The sequence below is a fragment of the Rivularia sp. PCC 7116 genome, from assembly GCF_000316665.1.
In the GTDB taxonomy this organism is placed as follows: Bacteria; Cyanobacteriota; Cyanobacteriia; order Cyanobacteriales; family Nostocaceae; genus Rivularia.
The window spans coordinates 1,492,746-1,508,104 of sequence record NC_019678.1; the positions used below are offsets into that span (position 1 = coordinate 1,492,746).

Below are 15,359 nucleotides of genomic sequence, written 5' to 3' on the forward strand. Positions count from 1 at the left end.
ACAATTTACTTACAGTGAAAAAGCTTATACTCGTAACCGTCAATACTTGGTAAAGCTCGATCGTCTGCAATACAGTTATTAACTTCTGCTGGTGCATGAAAGTTTACCAGCCATAAATCAATTGGTCGTGATAATGTTTTTAATGTATTTTGTAAAGTAATTGTAGGGACTTTTCTATCTTTATCTTGATGAGCTAGTAAAAATTTTGGGTTTTTATTTAAATTTCGATTTAAATTTTGATTTAAATTTTGATTGAAAAATTCAAGCTTAAATTCTCTAGCGACTCCAATCATTTCCCCTATTTGAACGTGGGTTTTTTGGGTAGTAGTGATAAGTACTGGGTTTTGGGAGGTTTTTTCGATTAATTTTACAAATAAATCTGGACGATAATATTTTTGATATCCCAAATTGCCAACGACGGTAATTGAACTAATCAATCCCATTAGTAAAATTATCGCTACCGTTTGTTTACCCGTAAATCCCCATTTAATCTTTTCTGCGCTTTTAGTATCCCAAATTGCTGCTAAAATCGCTCCCACTAAAACTATTACTGCGGGAAAATAAACAAAGTTGTATCTAGCACCGCGTGTTAAGTCAATTCCTAGAAAATAAGTAAATATAAAAAATAAAATAATTGCTCCCAAAATAAAGCTGGATAATGCTCTAATCATTAACTGATTTTGCGACTTGGATAGCTGAATATAACCGCGAATCAAAATCGGTATTAACCAAACAAAGAAAATAATCATCACCAATCCAGAAGCAATCACCACCGCTAATTGAGATGCTTCAACTGGTAATAAAGAAATCATTGTAATCCAAGCGGCTATTGCTTGAAAAATCGGACTAATCCACGCAAATCCAACACGCTCTCCTTGAATCCAATCTGTTAAATCATCACCGTAGCTGTTGCTAATAAATATTGGCACCCATACTAACCCAGAGATAAATGTACCAAGAGCAACTGCATAAATTCGTTTCCACGGAGAAATAAGTAAATTCAAACTATGCTTTTCAACTAATGCATTCTTGTTTCTCCACTCTTGCCATATCGTCAACATTAAAACAAAAACTTCTGCACAAAGAGTAAGAGCAAAAAAGTAATGAGTGGCAATACCTAAAGCGTTAACTATCACCCAAAAAAGTGCGATATGAATCGGTAATTGAGTGCGGTTATTAATATGACGTAAGGCAACAATTAAACAAGCCAGACTTGCTATTACCCATAAAATAGCTAAAGTATAGTGACGAGCTTCTTGGGCTAAAAAAATACCAAACGGCGATACTGCCATCATTGCAGCAGCTAAATGACTTATCAAACGGGAACGAAATGCCAACCAGCTAAAGCCAAATATTGCTGGAATTGATAATCCACCGAATATTGCAGCAAGTAAGCGGGCACCCCATACAGAAACTAACCCTGCATTTGTGGGAAATAACTTTAACCACAAATGAGTCAAGACAAAATATATTGGCGGATGGTTACTTTCACTAAATAAATTAATTAAAACATTCCTGAGTGCAGCATCGGGATTTGGTTGGAGCGGTTGCAATAAAGTATCAATAGTAATAGCTTGGTCTAAAGGTACTCCTAAAAAACTATTACCCAAACTAAATACTAAAGTCGAAAATTCATCAGTCCAAGGAGATTTACCAGACAAATTAGTCAAACGTAAACTAATTCCGATGACTAGCCAAGCCAGAAGCAATAAAACGTGAAACCATCGGGAATATATGCGAGCCATAGCTAACCATCAACTCATCTTAATCGACAGTAGACGCATTTATATTACTAAAGTTCGCATTACGAAATCATATAACCATTTGAAATTACTTGACTTGCGTTACTCGCCAACTTAGTTTCAGATTCACCCAAAAATTCCATACGGTAGCTACAGCAATCGCAATTAGATTTGCAATATAACGATTAGAAATAACAAAATTAAATACTAAATTCAACACCAACACATTTATTGCTAATCCTGCCAAACAAATAATATTAAATTTCAAGAATCGCTTCAAACGTTGTTTGAGTCCTTTTTGTTGCATGGCGACATCAGCAAAAGTCCAAGCGTCATTCCACAAGAAATTATTTAAAATAGCAATTTCTCCCGCAATAATTTTACTGCGAGTTAAAGGCAAAGCTAAAGTATTAGGGTCGCTGAGTAAGTAAAGAATTGTCATATCTACAAATACCCCGCTTAAACCCACCAAACCGAAACGAATAAATTTACCAATGGGAAAACCCCAACGCTGGCTCAATTGTTCTACCTTTTGCGAAGAAAAACGCAGCCTTAATAGGTGACGAATATAGTCAAGATAATGCTTCCAACTCACTTTACTTTCTCCATCTTGACGCTCGCAAAATACATAACCAACTTCAGCGATTTCGTCTACTTTTCCTCTTCCCAAAACTTCTAACAGAATTTTGTAGCCTATAGGATTAAAAATTGTATCTTCTATGCAGCTACGATGCACCATAAAATAACCGCTCATCGGATCGGAAACTCTACCCGTGACTCGCGGTAATATAATCAACCCTAACAATTGAGCGCCGCGAGATAATAAACGTCGAATAAAACTCCAGCTACTTACACCACCACCATTCACATGACGACTGGCAACGGCTAAATCTGCTTTTTTTTGAATGGCATTTAATAATTGCAACAATATGTGGGGTGGATGCTGCAAATCTCCATCGATTACACCTAATATTTGCCCTCTCGAATTTTGCCAGCCGCGAATTACCGCAGAAGAAAGCCCTCGTTCGTTTTCTCGTCGCATCACCTGTAACTGCGGGAATTCTGAAGTCATAGATAAAGCAACTTCCCAAGTACCATCCGGGCTATTATCATCAACTATAATTAGCTCGTAATCTCCCGGTATATTTTCATCAAGCAAGCGAGTTAATGTCCTGACGATTTTATTTATATTACCGGCTTCAAGGTAAGTAGGAATAACCAATGAGAATAAAATGCTTTTATTGGTAATACCGGCTCTAAGCGGTAATCGGGGAATCCGTAACTCTCCGCTTGGCACTGATAAAAGATTCTTCGGTTTGATGATACTCATGAAGAAAAAGAATACGCTCGAAAAGTGCTTTTAGTTATTATGCTTGAAATTCACTTTTTTAAAATGAGTATTTTTGAAAGATCGAGAGTTCAGAGTTATGCGGTAATTTAGATTACAAATTGAAATAACCTGCAAAAATAATATATATCCCTAATTTGAGAATTACTATTGTTTCAACAAATTCCTATGAAAATTCCTGTAAAAAATACGGTTGATGCAATTCTTGAACGTGCCGTCAGGGGCTACGATTTATCTCCCGCAGAAGGAATTACATTATTAGAACAAACCGACAACAGCGTTATAGATGCTATTCATACAACAGCCGACAAACTCAGATTTTCTCAAGCCGGAGATACCGTCACCTATATAATCAATAGAAATATTAATTTTACTAACATATGCGAGCAACACTGTAGCTTCTGTGCATTCAGGAGAGATGAAGGTGATGAAGGTGCTTTCTGGTTGGATTGGGGGCAAATTTTAGAAAAAACCACAGATGCAGTCAAACGTGGTGCAACTGAAATTTGTATGCAAGGCGGATTAAATCCCGAAGCAAAAATAGACGGCAAATCTTTAAATTACTATCTCAAATTAGTAAAAACTATCAAACAAGAATTTCCTCAATTACATCTTCATGCTTTCTCTCCCCAAGAAATACAATTTATCGCCAGACTTGATGGACTAAGTTATGCACAAGTGATAGCCGCTTTACAAGAAGCTGGCGTGGGTTCCATGCCGGGAACAGCAGCAGAAGTATTAGATGATGAAGTCAGACGTATTCTTTGTCCCGAAAAAACCAACGCAGCAACTTGGTTAGAAATTGTTAGCACTGCCCATCAATTAGGTTTACCCACTACCAGCACCATGTTGTCGGGACATATTGAAACCGTAGAACAGCAAATTGGACATTTAGAAAAATTGCGATCGCTACAGCAAACTGCCGTAAATAAGGCTTATCCAGCTCGAATTACGGAGTTTATTTTATTACCATTCGTCGGTCAAGAAGCGCCAAAACCCTTACGTAAACGTGTCGGACGCGACCAGCCACAGTTAGATTCATCACTATTACTTACCGCTGTAGCCAGAATTTATTTAGGGAATTGGATACCAAACCATCAACCGAGTTGGGTAAAACTAGGAATTGACGGAGCAGCAAAAGCTTTAAATTGTGGCTGTAACGACATCGGCGGTACCTTAATGGAAGAGCATATCACCACAATGGCAGGTGCTGTAGGTGGTACCTGCATGGAAGTTGAAGCTTTAAAAACTACCATAGCTTCTTTAGGAAGACCTTATCAACAGCGCAATACGCTTTATGAAACAGTTTGAAGGGAATAGAGAATAGGGGATGGGGAATTGGGCATGGGGCATAGAGAAGATAATTCTAGATTTTAGGATGAGCAATTTGCAAGGTAATCGGTAACTGTTCGCTGCTTAACGCTTCTTCAAGAAAGATCCCTAGGATACAAATACAAGATACGATGGACGTTGATTTAAGTATTTGTTCACAAACAATGCATATGAAGCGCTATTGGTCACGTTTACTTGCCTTAGTTTTGGTTGTAGTTATAGGTTTGACTGGATGTTCCGGCGCTCCAGATAAACTAACTGGCGATTATCGGCAAGATACTTTAAACATTGTCAACGTATTGAGAGAAGCTTTAGCCTCACCCGATGATGCCGCTGATAAAGCAGCAGTTCAAGCAGAAGCACGCAAAAAAATTAATGAGTTTGCAGCTCGCTATCAGCGTAATACATCTGTATCCGGTCTAAGTTCCTTTACAACTATGCGAACTGCTCTTAACTCCTTAGCAGGACATTACAGTTCTTATCCAAATCGTCCGGTACCTGAAAAACTAAAAAATCGTTTGGAAAAAGAGTTTAAGCAAGTAGAAGCTGCGCTCAAACGTGGCTCGTAATTGCGATATCACTTTATTAATTTACGGTTAGTAGTTAGGATTCCAGAAAAATAACTACTAACCTTAACTTTTTGTTAAATCTTTCTTGTTTTTGATTTGTTATCAATTATCCTTTATTTATTTTGTATAAAGGGCAATATAGTCCTTATTTTTAACCTCTATTAAAGCTAAACTCGTTTTCACAACTATAAATTTCATATTCCTACTATCGGAGCCGGATGTATCTCAAGAATCTATCGCTTATAGATAGACTTTACTAGTCGTCGGCTATAATACCGCGTTTTAATCTCACACTTTTTATACTAAATTAGTTTACGGATTTATTACTTATCGCAAAATATTAGAGCAAACTTAATTACTAAAATAACTGAGTATTATATCTGCCTACAGATACTACGGTATCTTAAAAAGCAATAAAACAGACATATAATTACTTAGGCTCGTGACTATTGACATTTTGAAAAAAATCGAATATTGATATACGGCAACAGAAATGTAAATAATAAAGTCTATAAAATATAGGCTTTAAAGCTCCATCTTGCTTTTTATGTAATAAAATACACGTTACCTAATAGAAGTGTATTGGGGTTGGTTACTTTTTTAAATTTTATTAGTGAGTATGTCTAAGCGTCCCTTGAATGTCGCAAAACCAAAGTTAATTTTACGACAACTGTTTGCAGTAATTTTCAGTACAACCCTGTTTCTTCCGTCCCAAAAAACTGAGTCAGCGAACGCACAAGTAACCAGGTATTGCCATATATCATCTACCGAAGTTAAACGAAAAGAACAATTGCGTTTGTTGGCACGAAAAGGCAACCGGGAAGCAGCAAATCGTTATCAGCAATTAGCCAGACAGCATTCACGAGCAGTACAAGACTGTCGCAGACGTACCTGGCCTCAAGTTCAAGCTGTTTGGTTGCGTTTGTATCCCTGCGACGTTCAAGCAGGGGCACTTGACAAAATTATGGATAATATTGTCAACCTGGGGTACAACCAAGTTTACGTAGAAACTTTTTACGATGGGCGAGTATTATTACCAGCAAGCTCGAATCGTACAGCGTGGCCTTCTGTAATTCGTACTAAAGGTCAAGAAAAGACCGATTTGTTGGCTCAAGCCATTCTAAAAGGGCGCGAACGGGGATTAAAAGTATACTCGTGGATGTTTACCACTAATTTTGGCTATACCTACGCTCGACGTAAAGATAGAGAAGAGGCGATCGCTCGTAACGGAAAAGGTCAAACAAGCCTTTATGTAGTAGATAATGGCTCTCAAGTATTTGTAGATCCTTACAATTTACAGGCAAAACGTGACTTCTACCAAATGGTAACGGAGGTAATGCGCCGTCGTCCGGATGGTGTACTGTTTGACTACGTGCGCTATCCGCGTCAAGCAGGTAAAGATTCGATTGCTACAAGAGTTACGGATTTGTGGTTGTACAGCAAATCGACTCAACAAGCATTATTTCAAAGAGCGCTGAATAATAAAGGATTGGGGCTAATTCGGCTATTTTTGAGCAAGGGATACGTTACATCATCAGATATAGCAAGGCTTGACGAACAGTATCCCCAAGAAGGAGAACCTTTATGGCAAGGGCGTACTCCCCCAATTGAACAAAAAGCACTTAGCTCTCCACAACAAAGGCAACCCTTACTGCAATCAGAATTGTGGCAGCTTTCCGTAGCTCATGCAATGCAGGGTATTTTAGATTTTGTCGCTCTTGCTGCTTATCCAGCCCAGCAACAGGGAGTACCCGCAGGAGTAGTATTTTTCCCTGGCGGAAATAAAACAGTAGGAAAAGGTTATGATTCCCGCTTACAACCCTGGGATAGATTTCCTAATTCCTTGGAATGGCATCCGATGGCTTACGGAAAATGCGGTACCAGTCAGTGTATTGTTTCTCAAGTAAAAAGAGTATTAAACACCGCTAAACCCGGAACTCAAATAATTCCAGCTTTAGCCGGTGCTTGGGGTAAATCCATCAGTAATCGTCCACCTTTAGAAGTACAAATGCGTAATTTGAGTAAGTACAAGCCATATATCAAAGGAGTCAGCCATTTTGCTTACTCTTGGCAAAATCCCCAAGACGATACCAATCGAAAATTCTGTAGAGTGCGTTAATCAAAAATGTAGAGACGTAGCAGTGCTACGTCTCTAATCACTTAAATTCCGCTGGTAGCAAAATAATTCCTAATAGTTACAAACTTTGGGGTTGCAACTTCAAATATTCAATAAAATCTAAAAGTTCTGCATCAGTTAGTTGTTGACGCGAGCGTTTGTGATATCTTTGCAGCAAGTACTGCCTTCCTTGTTCTGTATTCCAATTTAAAAGCCTCAAATATTTATCAGATTGAGCAATTAAATTTTCTCGCAATTGTGCGGTTGTCAGTTCGTCGTTGATATGCAGAGCTTTATGATTAACTTTCAAACTGATATTTTTTCCTAAAGCTTGCCAGTTGATTTCTTTATGTTCGTCCCAACTAACATCAATACTCCTGTAAGTTGCTGGATTATAGACATTGCAAAAGACTATTTTTTTATCTCCAGGTTCAACAGCAATTGTTAATGGCTGCTGTAATTCTTCAGAACTCAGTTTATCCAAAGACAACAGTAAACCTTTAGAGAAGTAAGAATCACTACCCGAACGTACAACATAAGGCTTATCGGCGAGAATATATAAATCGGTTTTTTCCGTTTCTCCAAATGAAGTTTCTACTTTCTTATTAACTTCTATTCCTGTTATCACACCAGTCAAAGCTTTATCGTAAATTGGAATCTGCTTTTTGTCTTCAGAAAGCGAGTACCAGCAATAATCATTTTCTCTGCTGACGAAAATATACTGCAATCTTGGAATTGCTCCAAAACCTAATTTAATATCCATTCTTCCGTTATTTTTATTAATTAGTGTTTTTTAGAACCCGTTATCAACGGCTTTATACATATAATTCCCTCGATCGCCCGTGAATTATCATCCATGTATCGGCTTATGTTACCAGCTTAGTTAAAATTTTAATACATAAATACTATATTGGTAAATTTGTGAAAATATAAAACCCTCCTCAAATTATTGGGGAGGGTAAACTATCGAAAAATTTTTAGTAGAGCCTTAACCACCTAGGAAATAATTCATATTAATTTGAATATTAGTTCTCGAACCAACTACAAATACAGCCGAATCGCCAAACTTAGGAGGACCTGTAAGAATTCTAGGATTGCGAGAAAATCCGAAACCTTCCTTAGGGATACCTAAAGAGTTTGTATTAAGTTTTCCATCGCCATTCTTATCGTGAAACATTGCTACAGCATAAGTACCAGCTTTTAAAGAAGGAATATTTAGTTTGACGTTGTTATTTCCAAGCTTGACGCACTGCGCTTTGATAGCACGCTTATTATTGCTAGGAAAACCGCGACTGCTAGAAAAAAGGCTGAAACAAACTTGTCCTTTTTGATTTTTGAGTCCTTTAACAGTGACTGAAAGATTACTATTTACACTACCTTCAGCGCTAGGTAAAAATGCTAAATTGCCAATAACACTCAAAAGTGCAATACCGACTTGAAACTTATTCTTTAGTAAATTCATACAAATTGCCACCGAAACAAACTCTTACAGAATAAAGCAAATAATTGACTCTATAAATTTACTAGTACACAATGTTACGGCAGCCATCAGTGAGTTTTACAATGTAGCGTAGTTTTACTTTTAACCTAAACTATCTGGATCTAAACCCAACTCTTTTAAACGTTTGCAGCACAAACATATAAAAAATGCCCGCAGGTTAGAAACCTGGGGCTACAAGAACGAATCCCGTCTGCACGGGCTCTTGTAAATATTTTGTAGGGTGTGTGATGCTTGGATAGATTTGATATTTCGTTAAAAAGTTTATAGCCTTACGCACCAAATATGTTTATGATTTAATCAAAATTCCCATACATGGTCGGGATTATTAAGCGCAGCACGAACGCTACTTAAATCAGCCAAGTCTTTAAAAGGACTAGATTTAGCTATTTCAGTAATCGAATTTAAAGCAAGAGCTAATTGTTGGTTATCACCTGATACAAGAGCATTATCAACTACACCAAACAAAGCGCGAAAATTATCGGCTCGTTCGTCAAAGGAACGCTCAAGGTATGTCATTAACACATCCCGTTGAGCATTAATTCTTGTGATACTTTCCTTTTCCCAAGCTTCAATATCGCGGCGTTTAGTCTTTTCTTGTTCGGCAATTGTGAGGTATTCCGTATAAGCTGAAACCATTTGTTCAAGAGATTCAGCAGGATTTAAATTTTGTAGCCCAAAGTTTTTAATTTTCTTAAGTGACATCTTTAATAATCTCCCAAACTGCTGTACTTAGCCGTAATTCTCGCAGCAGCAGGATTAAGCTGTCCTCGGCTATCTAAAACCGGAGTTTTCATGATTTCTGAAATTGCTTTTATTAATAGGGCTACTTGTTGAAATTGACCTGCGTCACGATTTTTATCAAAATACGGTAGAGATTCTAGTTCATCAAGTTCATCAGTTGCTCGTTCATTAAGAGATTTGAGTAAATATCCTAATTCATAAATCCGCTGTTTTACTTGTTCTAAAAAATCACTAACTCCATCAATTTCAACAGTTGCTTTGTTAACTTTCGCTTGATATTCTCGTGCTTTTGTTAAAGCTTTTTCTTGCTCTCCTGCAAACACAAACCCACCAATCATTAAAGCCGGACCAACAGTAATTCCACCTAATACAAGAGAGCCAAGTGCCATACCACCGCCACCAGCAGCAAGCGAGCCACCACCGAACCATGCAAGAGTTGCATTTGTCGCAGCAGCACCGCTTAAACCTGAGATCGCAGTTCCTGTGCTTGCGACTCCTACGGAAGTAGCAAGGCTCATTGCACCACCGTATCCTGCTGCTGCTCCTCCGATAGCCTTAATACCTCCTTGAAAAAATTGTTCAGCTTCAACTGTTGCTGTTTTGTATTCCTTGATTTGCTTGACTGAAATTCCATCAAGCCCAGCTAAAAATTTATTTTGACTTTGTTTAGTATTGCCGATGTTTTTTTCGATGAAGTCAACAAAACGTCCGATTGTATCTATCATGACATTCATCTGAAATTCACCATAATATTTTGCTAATTGATTAGTTTCTTCTCTTTGTGAATTCAAATAGTAAACAGCATCTTCATAATCTCTTTGAGCTTCTTCACCAATTTCCTTCGCTTCATCCATATCAGATAAACCTGAAATGCCTGCTCCAACCCCCAAAGCACCAGTAGCTAAAGCAGCAGCACCCAATATTAGTGGAATCATAAATTGCTCCCTATTAAAGTTAGTTTTGAAAAATGTTATCTAAATTTCTACGACGGAAAATTAACCTTGTATTTAAATTTCCCAAATCAACTAACTAATCAACATTTTTTTCAGAGCAGGAATTTAAAAGTTGAATCAAGAAATAAAGTTTACTGAAGTATAAACGTTCAATGCTATGTGTAAAATAACTCTCTCTTCCTTTCTTTGCTCTGCGCTCTCTGCGCCCTCTGCGGTTATTTAATCCGTAATCTTTGGCAAGAATATGAGTAATCTATTTCATTAAATCCTCGATATCAACCGAAAATATGGAGGCGTTGCAGTGTATACGCCGTCTCTACACAATTTAGATATATTCAAATTTTAAAAATTAGCATAAATTACTGTTGGTGCGTGACGCGACAAAACTTATAACTACGAACAAAAATTATCAAAGCGTCACACACCCTACAAATAATTATTCGATTAGCCCACGCAGGTGGGCTTTGTAAATGTAGCCCCAGGTTTCCAACCTGCGGGCGTTATTCAGGACGATTATCCCCACAACTCTACAAAAAAAAGGACAGGCAAAAAAACCCATCCCTTCCATCAAATAAAAATTACTTTGCAATCAAAATCAAACTAATTGCCAATCTCCGGCGCACTCATAGAAACCGCAGGAACTTTCTCCTGAGCCAAACTTGGTACCGAATCGCGCAATCTTTCCGTCAATTGAATTGTTGTCGAGTCGTAAATCTGAGTCAAAATCTTGGGATATAAACCAATTCCAATAATCGGAATCAACAAACAAGCAACAATGAATATTTCGCGGGGTTCGGCATCAATGAGCTTCTGAGTAGAAGTTAACTCCTTGTTTTCTTCACCGTAGAAAATCTCCCGCAACATTGATAGCAAATAAATCGGTGTCAAAATAACACCAACTGCCATCAAGAACACCACAAATATCTTGAAGGTGTTGTTATAAGCATCGCTGGTAGCAAAACCAACAAATATCATTAACTCTGCGACAAAACCGCTCATTCCTGGCAATGCTAAAGAAGCCATAGAACAAGTGGTAAACATGGCAAAGATTTTACCCATTTTTTGACCGACACCACCCATTTCATCGAGCATCAAGGTGTGGGTTCTATCGTAAGTCGCACCAACTAAGAAGAACAAACTTGCTCCAATTAATCCGTGAGAAACCATTTGCAGTACTGCTCCGCTCAAACCCAAATCGGTGAAGGAAGCAATACCAATCAACACGAACCCCATATGGGAAATTGAAGAGTAGGCGATTTTCCGCTTCAGGTTTCGTTGAGCAAAGGAAGTTAGGGCTGCGTAAATAATATTTACTACCCCCAAAATTACTAAGGCTGGCGCAAAATAAGCGTGGGCATTGGGAAGCATTTGAGCATTCATGCGAATCAACGCATAACCGCCCATTTTTAACAAAATCCCTGCTAGCAACATATGTACGGGGGCTGTGGCTTCGCCATGGGCATCTGGTAGCCAGGTATGCAGGGGAATGATGGGTAATTTGACAGCATAAGCGATCAAGAAACCTGCATAAAGCCCAAGTTCCAATTTGAGAGGAAAATCTTTTGCGGCTAAGGTTGCCATATCAAAGGTAACGGTATCGCCGTAAAATGCCATTGCAAGGGATGCAAGCAAGATAAATAGCGAACCACCAGCGGTATACAAAATAAACTTAGTGGCTGCATAATGCCGCTTTTTACCTCCCCAAATTGACAATAGGAGGTAAACCGGAATTAATTCGAGTTCCCACACTAGGAAAAATAACAGCATATCTTGAACTGCAAACACGGCAATTTGTGCGCCGTACATTGCTAGTATCAAAAAATAAAATAACTTGGGTTTAAAAGTTACCGGCCAAGCTGCCAAAACTGCTAGCGTGGTAATGAATCCGGTCAAAAGAATTAAGGGCATTGATAAGCCATCTGCCCCTACCGACCAATTTAAACCCAATTGGGGAACCCAAGGATAACTCTCTACCAATTGCAAATCGGGATTTGAGAAGTCGTACTGGGTATAAAAAGCGGTAACAATCAGCGCAAAGTCTATCAAGCCGACTATCAGGGCAAACCAACGTACTGTTTTACCGTCTTTATCGGGAATGATAGGAACCAGCAGCGATGCTGCTATTGGCAACAAAATAATCGTTGTTAGCCACGGAAAATTAGCTATATTCATCTCTTTTGCTTAGGAAGGAATAATAAATTTTGGCTATCAACTACTAGCTATTAATTAGCAGTTTTTTTTTGATTTGGCGGGAATGTTCCGGTTGATTTAACAAAAAGTCAAAAAGATGAAGGCAGAGAAATTAGTTTATCTGCCTTCATCCCCATTCATCTAATTCTTTGGTCTACGGGTATCTCAAGCGCAGAATTACTGCTTCACCTGTAGAAACGTAACACATTACATTTCTTGTTCAGGTAACACCAAAGACAATTACCAAGCCCAAAACAGCTCCGAAGATAATCAAAGCATAGAGTTGTGCGCGTCCGGTTTCTATGTACTTGAGACTTTCACCGCTGAAAAGAGTGAAAATTCCGGTGAGGTTAACAGCACCATCAACAACTCGGAAGTCAACTTCCAATACTTGTCTGGCTAAACGACGCAAGCCAAGAACAAATACCCGATGGTAAATATCATCGAAGTACCACTTGTTGAGGGATAGCTTGTAAAGCGATGGAATTTTGGCTGCAATCGCTGCTGGGTCGATTTTCTTGGCTCGATACATCAACACAGCCAAGATAATTCCTGCAACGGCTATCGCAACGGAAAGTCCTGCCATAGTGTAAAACTCAGTGGCATCGAATTCCGCAGTTTTTTCCATCACTTCAGCTAAGGTTTCGCTGGGTGGATAGATAAACTCCTCAAAATAGTTTGCATAAGGAGTTCCTACCAAACCAATTAGCATTGAGGGAATTGCCAAAACCATCAACGGTAAGGTCATCGTCCACGGAGATTCATGGGGTGTATCGCTGTGTCCGTGACTATCGTGTGAATGGTCGTCACTTTCTAATTCTCCCTGCTTCATTGCTCCAGGACCAAAATTGGTAGCAACTGCTGGTTGGGTTAACTGTTGCAAAACACTTTCATCTTTACCCCGGAATTTACCTTCAAATGTCATGAAATACATTCTAAACATGTAGAAAGCAGTAATTCCGGCAGTTAACCAACCTACGAACCACAAAAATGGATTAACGGCAAAGGCAGAACCAAGAATTTCATCTTTTGACCAAAAACCAGCAAAAGGTGGAATACCAGAAATTGCCAAGCAACCAATCAAAAAGGTAATTGCGGTAACTGGCATATATTTCCGCAGCCCGCCCATTGCTCGCATATCCTGAGCCACAACTGGATCGTGACCTACAACTCCCTCCATTCCGTGAATTACCGAACCGGAACCAAGGAACAGCATGGCTTTAAAGTAAGCATGGGTCATCAAGTGGAAAAAACCGGCAGTATAAGCACCTACTCCCATTGCCAAAACCATATAGCCAAGTTGGGAAATGGTTGAGTAAGCCAAACCTTTCTTGATGTCGTTTTGGGTTATGGCAATTGTTGCTCCCATAAACGCGGTAAATGCGCCAACATAAGCAATGACGTTCATTGCCGCCGGAACATGTTCAAATACCGGGTACATCCGAGCAATTAGGAAAACCCCCGCAGCCACCATTGTCGCCGCGTGAATCAAGGCAGAAATCGGGGTAGGACCTTCCATTGCATCCGGAAGCCAAACATGCAGGGGAAACTGAGCCGACTTTGCTACCGGGCCTAAGAAGACTAAAATCGCGAACAAAATTGCTAAGAGGTTACTAAGAGAACCAGTTTGCACTAGTTCCGCGAGGCGATCGCCCATAACCTCGAACTCGAAGCTTCCCGTCGCCCAGAAAAGTCCTAATATGCCCAACAACAAACCAAAGTCACCGACTCGGTTGGTCACAAAAGCTTTTTGAGCGGCATCTGCTGCTGACTTGCGGTCGTACCAGAAGCCAACCAGCAAGTAGGAACACATCCCGACCAGTTCCCAGAATATATAAATTTGTACCAGGTTAGGACTAACTACCAAACCCAACATTGAGGAGCCAAACAAACTTAAATAGGCATAAAACCTTACGTAGCCTGGGTCGTGAGACATGTAGCCATCGGTGTATATCATCACCAACACGGCTACACTGGTCACAATCGCCAACATCACTGCTGTGAGGTGGTCAACAGTATAGCCCATAGTCAAATGAAAGCTACCTGCTGCTGCCCATTCCAAAGTGCGCGTATAAGTAGCGTGTCCTTGGATTTGACTCCACAACAAACTAAACGACAGCCCCATAGCTGCTGCCATTAAAGAAATAATTAATACGGCATTTAGTTGTCGTAGGCGGTTAGTCACCTGATTGAACGAAATTAAGCCTAAGCCTACCAGCATCGCTCCTAAAAGCGGTAAAACTGGAATCAGCCAAGCATATTGATAGATCACTTCCATCACTGATGCCTACTTTTAGAATTCTTCACTCTTATTAGAACATTGCTGCGAAGTAGAAAATGTTTCGCTACGACAGAGAAAACTCTCTGCCCTTCGTCAAGGGTTGCCATAAGAATTTTTTAAGAAAAAATTTTCATGGTACCCGTCACTTATCTATCCGCAAGGCAATTGTCCTCCTCGGAACTGTTAATAATTGTGACACACACAATTTAAGATAAAATGCCCCACCCAAAGATTATTTAGATGGGGTTATTAACAATAGTTTCATTTCGATGACTAATACCCGCTAAGAATCAAAGCTCTTACATATAAGCTGCAACACCTATGGCTGTAATACTTTGAAGCTCCACTTGAGGGCAGATTATCGTCAGAAAAGATAAACACTGATACCCCAATTTTAAAAGTTTTTTTTACTTTTCTTAAGCAAATTCTTAAATATTCCCTTAGCTAACACTCATAAGCTTCCGTTTTACCAAAACCGGAGGATTCTTAGGGCTTATAACAATATTTGCTCAATCAGCCTCCTTCCTGCACTAGGTAGAGGTTTTATCTCGCCAAGCTTTTTTGCCTCTAAAGCAGTATTTCCAGT

General features: G+C 39.1%; 11 protein-coding genes. 3 read left to right on the forward strand and 8 right to left on the reverse strand.

What is annotated here, in order from left to right; genetic code table 11:
- Positions 1-5: 5 nt before the first annotated feature.
- Positions 6-1,745 (reverse strand): hypothetical protein, encoded by a 1,740-nt coding sequence (locus RIV7116_RS05720; protein WP_015117327.1) that lies wholly within the window; start codon positions 1,743-1,745, stop codon positions 6-8.
- 85 nt (positions 1,746-1,830) lie between these two features.
- Positions 1,831-3,072, reverse strand: coding sequence for a glycosyltransferase (locus RIV7116_RS05725; protein ID WP_015117328.1), 1,242 nt, complete (start codon positions 3,070-3,072; stop codon positions 1,831-1,833).
- A gap of 186 nt (positions 3,073-3,258) precedes the next feature.
- On the opposite strand from RIV7116_RS05725, the gene cofH reads away from it, so the two are divergent.
- The 3 genes from cofH to RIV7116_RS05740 all read left to right on the forward strand — a co-directional run bounded on the left by cofH (position 3,259) and on the right by RIV7116_RS05740 (position 7,110).
- Positions 3,259-4,401 carry a 7,8-didemethyl-8-hydroxy-5-deazariboflavin synthase subunit CofH gene (gene cofH, locus RIV7116_RS05730; protein ID WP_085977694.1) on the forward strand — a complete coding sequence of 381 codons (1,143 nt, stop codon included), beginning with the start codon at positions 3,259-3,261 and terminating at the stop codon, positions 4,399-4,401.
- 191 nt (positions 4,402-4,592) lie between these two features.
- Positions 4,593-4,991: a photosystem II protein Psb27 gene (psb27, locus tag RIV7116_RS05735; protein WP_044291547.1), complete on the forward strand. Its 399-nt coding sequence runs from the start codon at positions 4,593-4,595 to the stop codon at positions 4,989-4,991.
- Positions 4,992-5,610: 619 nt separating this feature from the next.
- Positions 5,611-7,110: a family 10 glycosylhydrolase gene (locus RIV7116_RS05740; protein ID WP_015117331.1), complete on the forward strand. Its 1,500-nt coding sequence runs from the start codon at positions 5,611-5,613 to the stop codon at positions 7,108-7,110.
- 76 nt (positions 7,111-7,186) lie between these two features.
- Here the strand turns inward: RIV7116_RS05740 and RIV7116_RS05745 are convergent, their stop codons facing one another.
- The 6 genes from RIV7116_RS05745 to RIV7116_RS05770 all read right to left on the reverse strand — a co-directional run bounded on the left by RIV7116_RS05745 (position 7,187) and on the right by RIV7116_RS05770 (position 14,770).
- Positions 7,187-7,870: a hypothetical protein gene (locus RIV7116_RS05745; RefSeq protein WP_015117332.1), complete on the reverse strand. Its 684-nt coding sequence runs from the start codon at positions 7,868-7,870 to the stop codon at positions 7,187-7,189.
- Positions 7,871-8,095: 225 nt separating this feature from the next.
- Positions 8,096-8,569, reverse strand: coding sequence for a DUF2141 domain-containing protein (locus tag RIV7116_RS05750; protein ID WP_015117333.1), 474 nt, complete (start codon positions 8,567-8,569; stop codon positions 8,096-8,098).
- 336 nt (positions 8,570-8,905) lie between these two features.
- Positions 8,906-9,310 carry a hypothetical protein gene (locus RIV7116_RS36830; RefSeq protein ID WP_015117334.1) on the reverse strand — a complete coding sequence of 135 codons (405 nt, stop codon included), beginning with the start codon at positions 9,308-9,310 and terminating at the stop codon, positions 8,906-8,908.
- Between the two features lie 2 nt (positions 9,311-9,312).
- Positions 9,313-10,284 (reverse strand): hypothetical protein, encoded by a 972-nt coding sequence (locus RIV7116_RS05760; protein WP_015117335.1) that lies wholly within the window; start codon positions 10,282-10,284, stop codon positions 9,313-9,315.
- A 618-nt stretch (positions 10,285-10,902) separates the two neighbouring features.
- Entirely contained in the window at positions 10,903-12,468 is a 1,566-nt protein-coding gene (locus RIV7116_RS05765; RefSeq protein ID WP_198287604.1) for an NAD(P)H-quinone oxidoreductase subunit 4, read from the reverse strand.
- Positions 12,469-12,712: 244 nt separating this feature from the next.
- Entirely contained in the window at positions 12,713-14,770 is a 2,058-nt protein-coding gene (locus RIV7116_RS05770; protein WP_015117337.1) for an NAD(P)H-quinone oxidoreductase subunit 5, read from the reverse strand.
- Positions 14,771-15,359 lie beyond the last annotated feature (589 nt).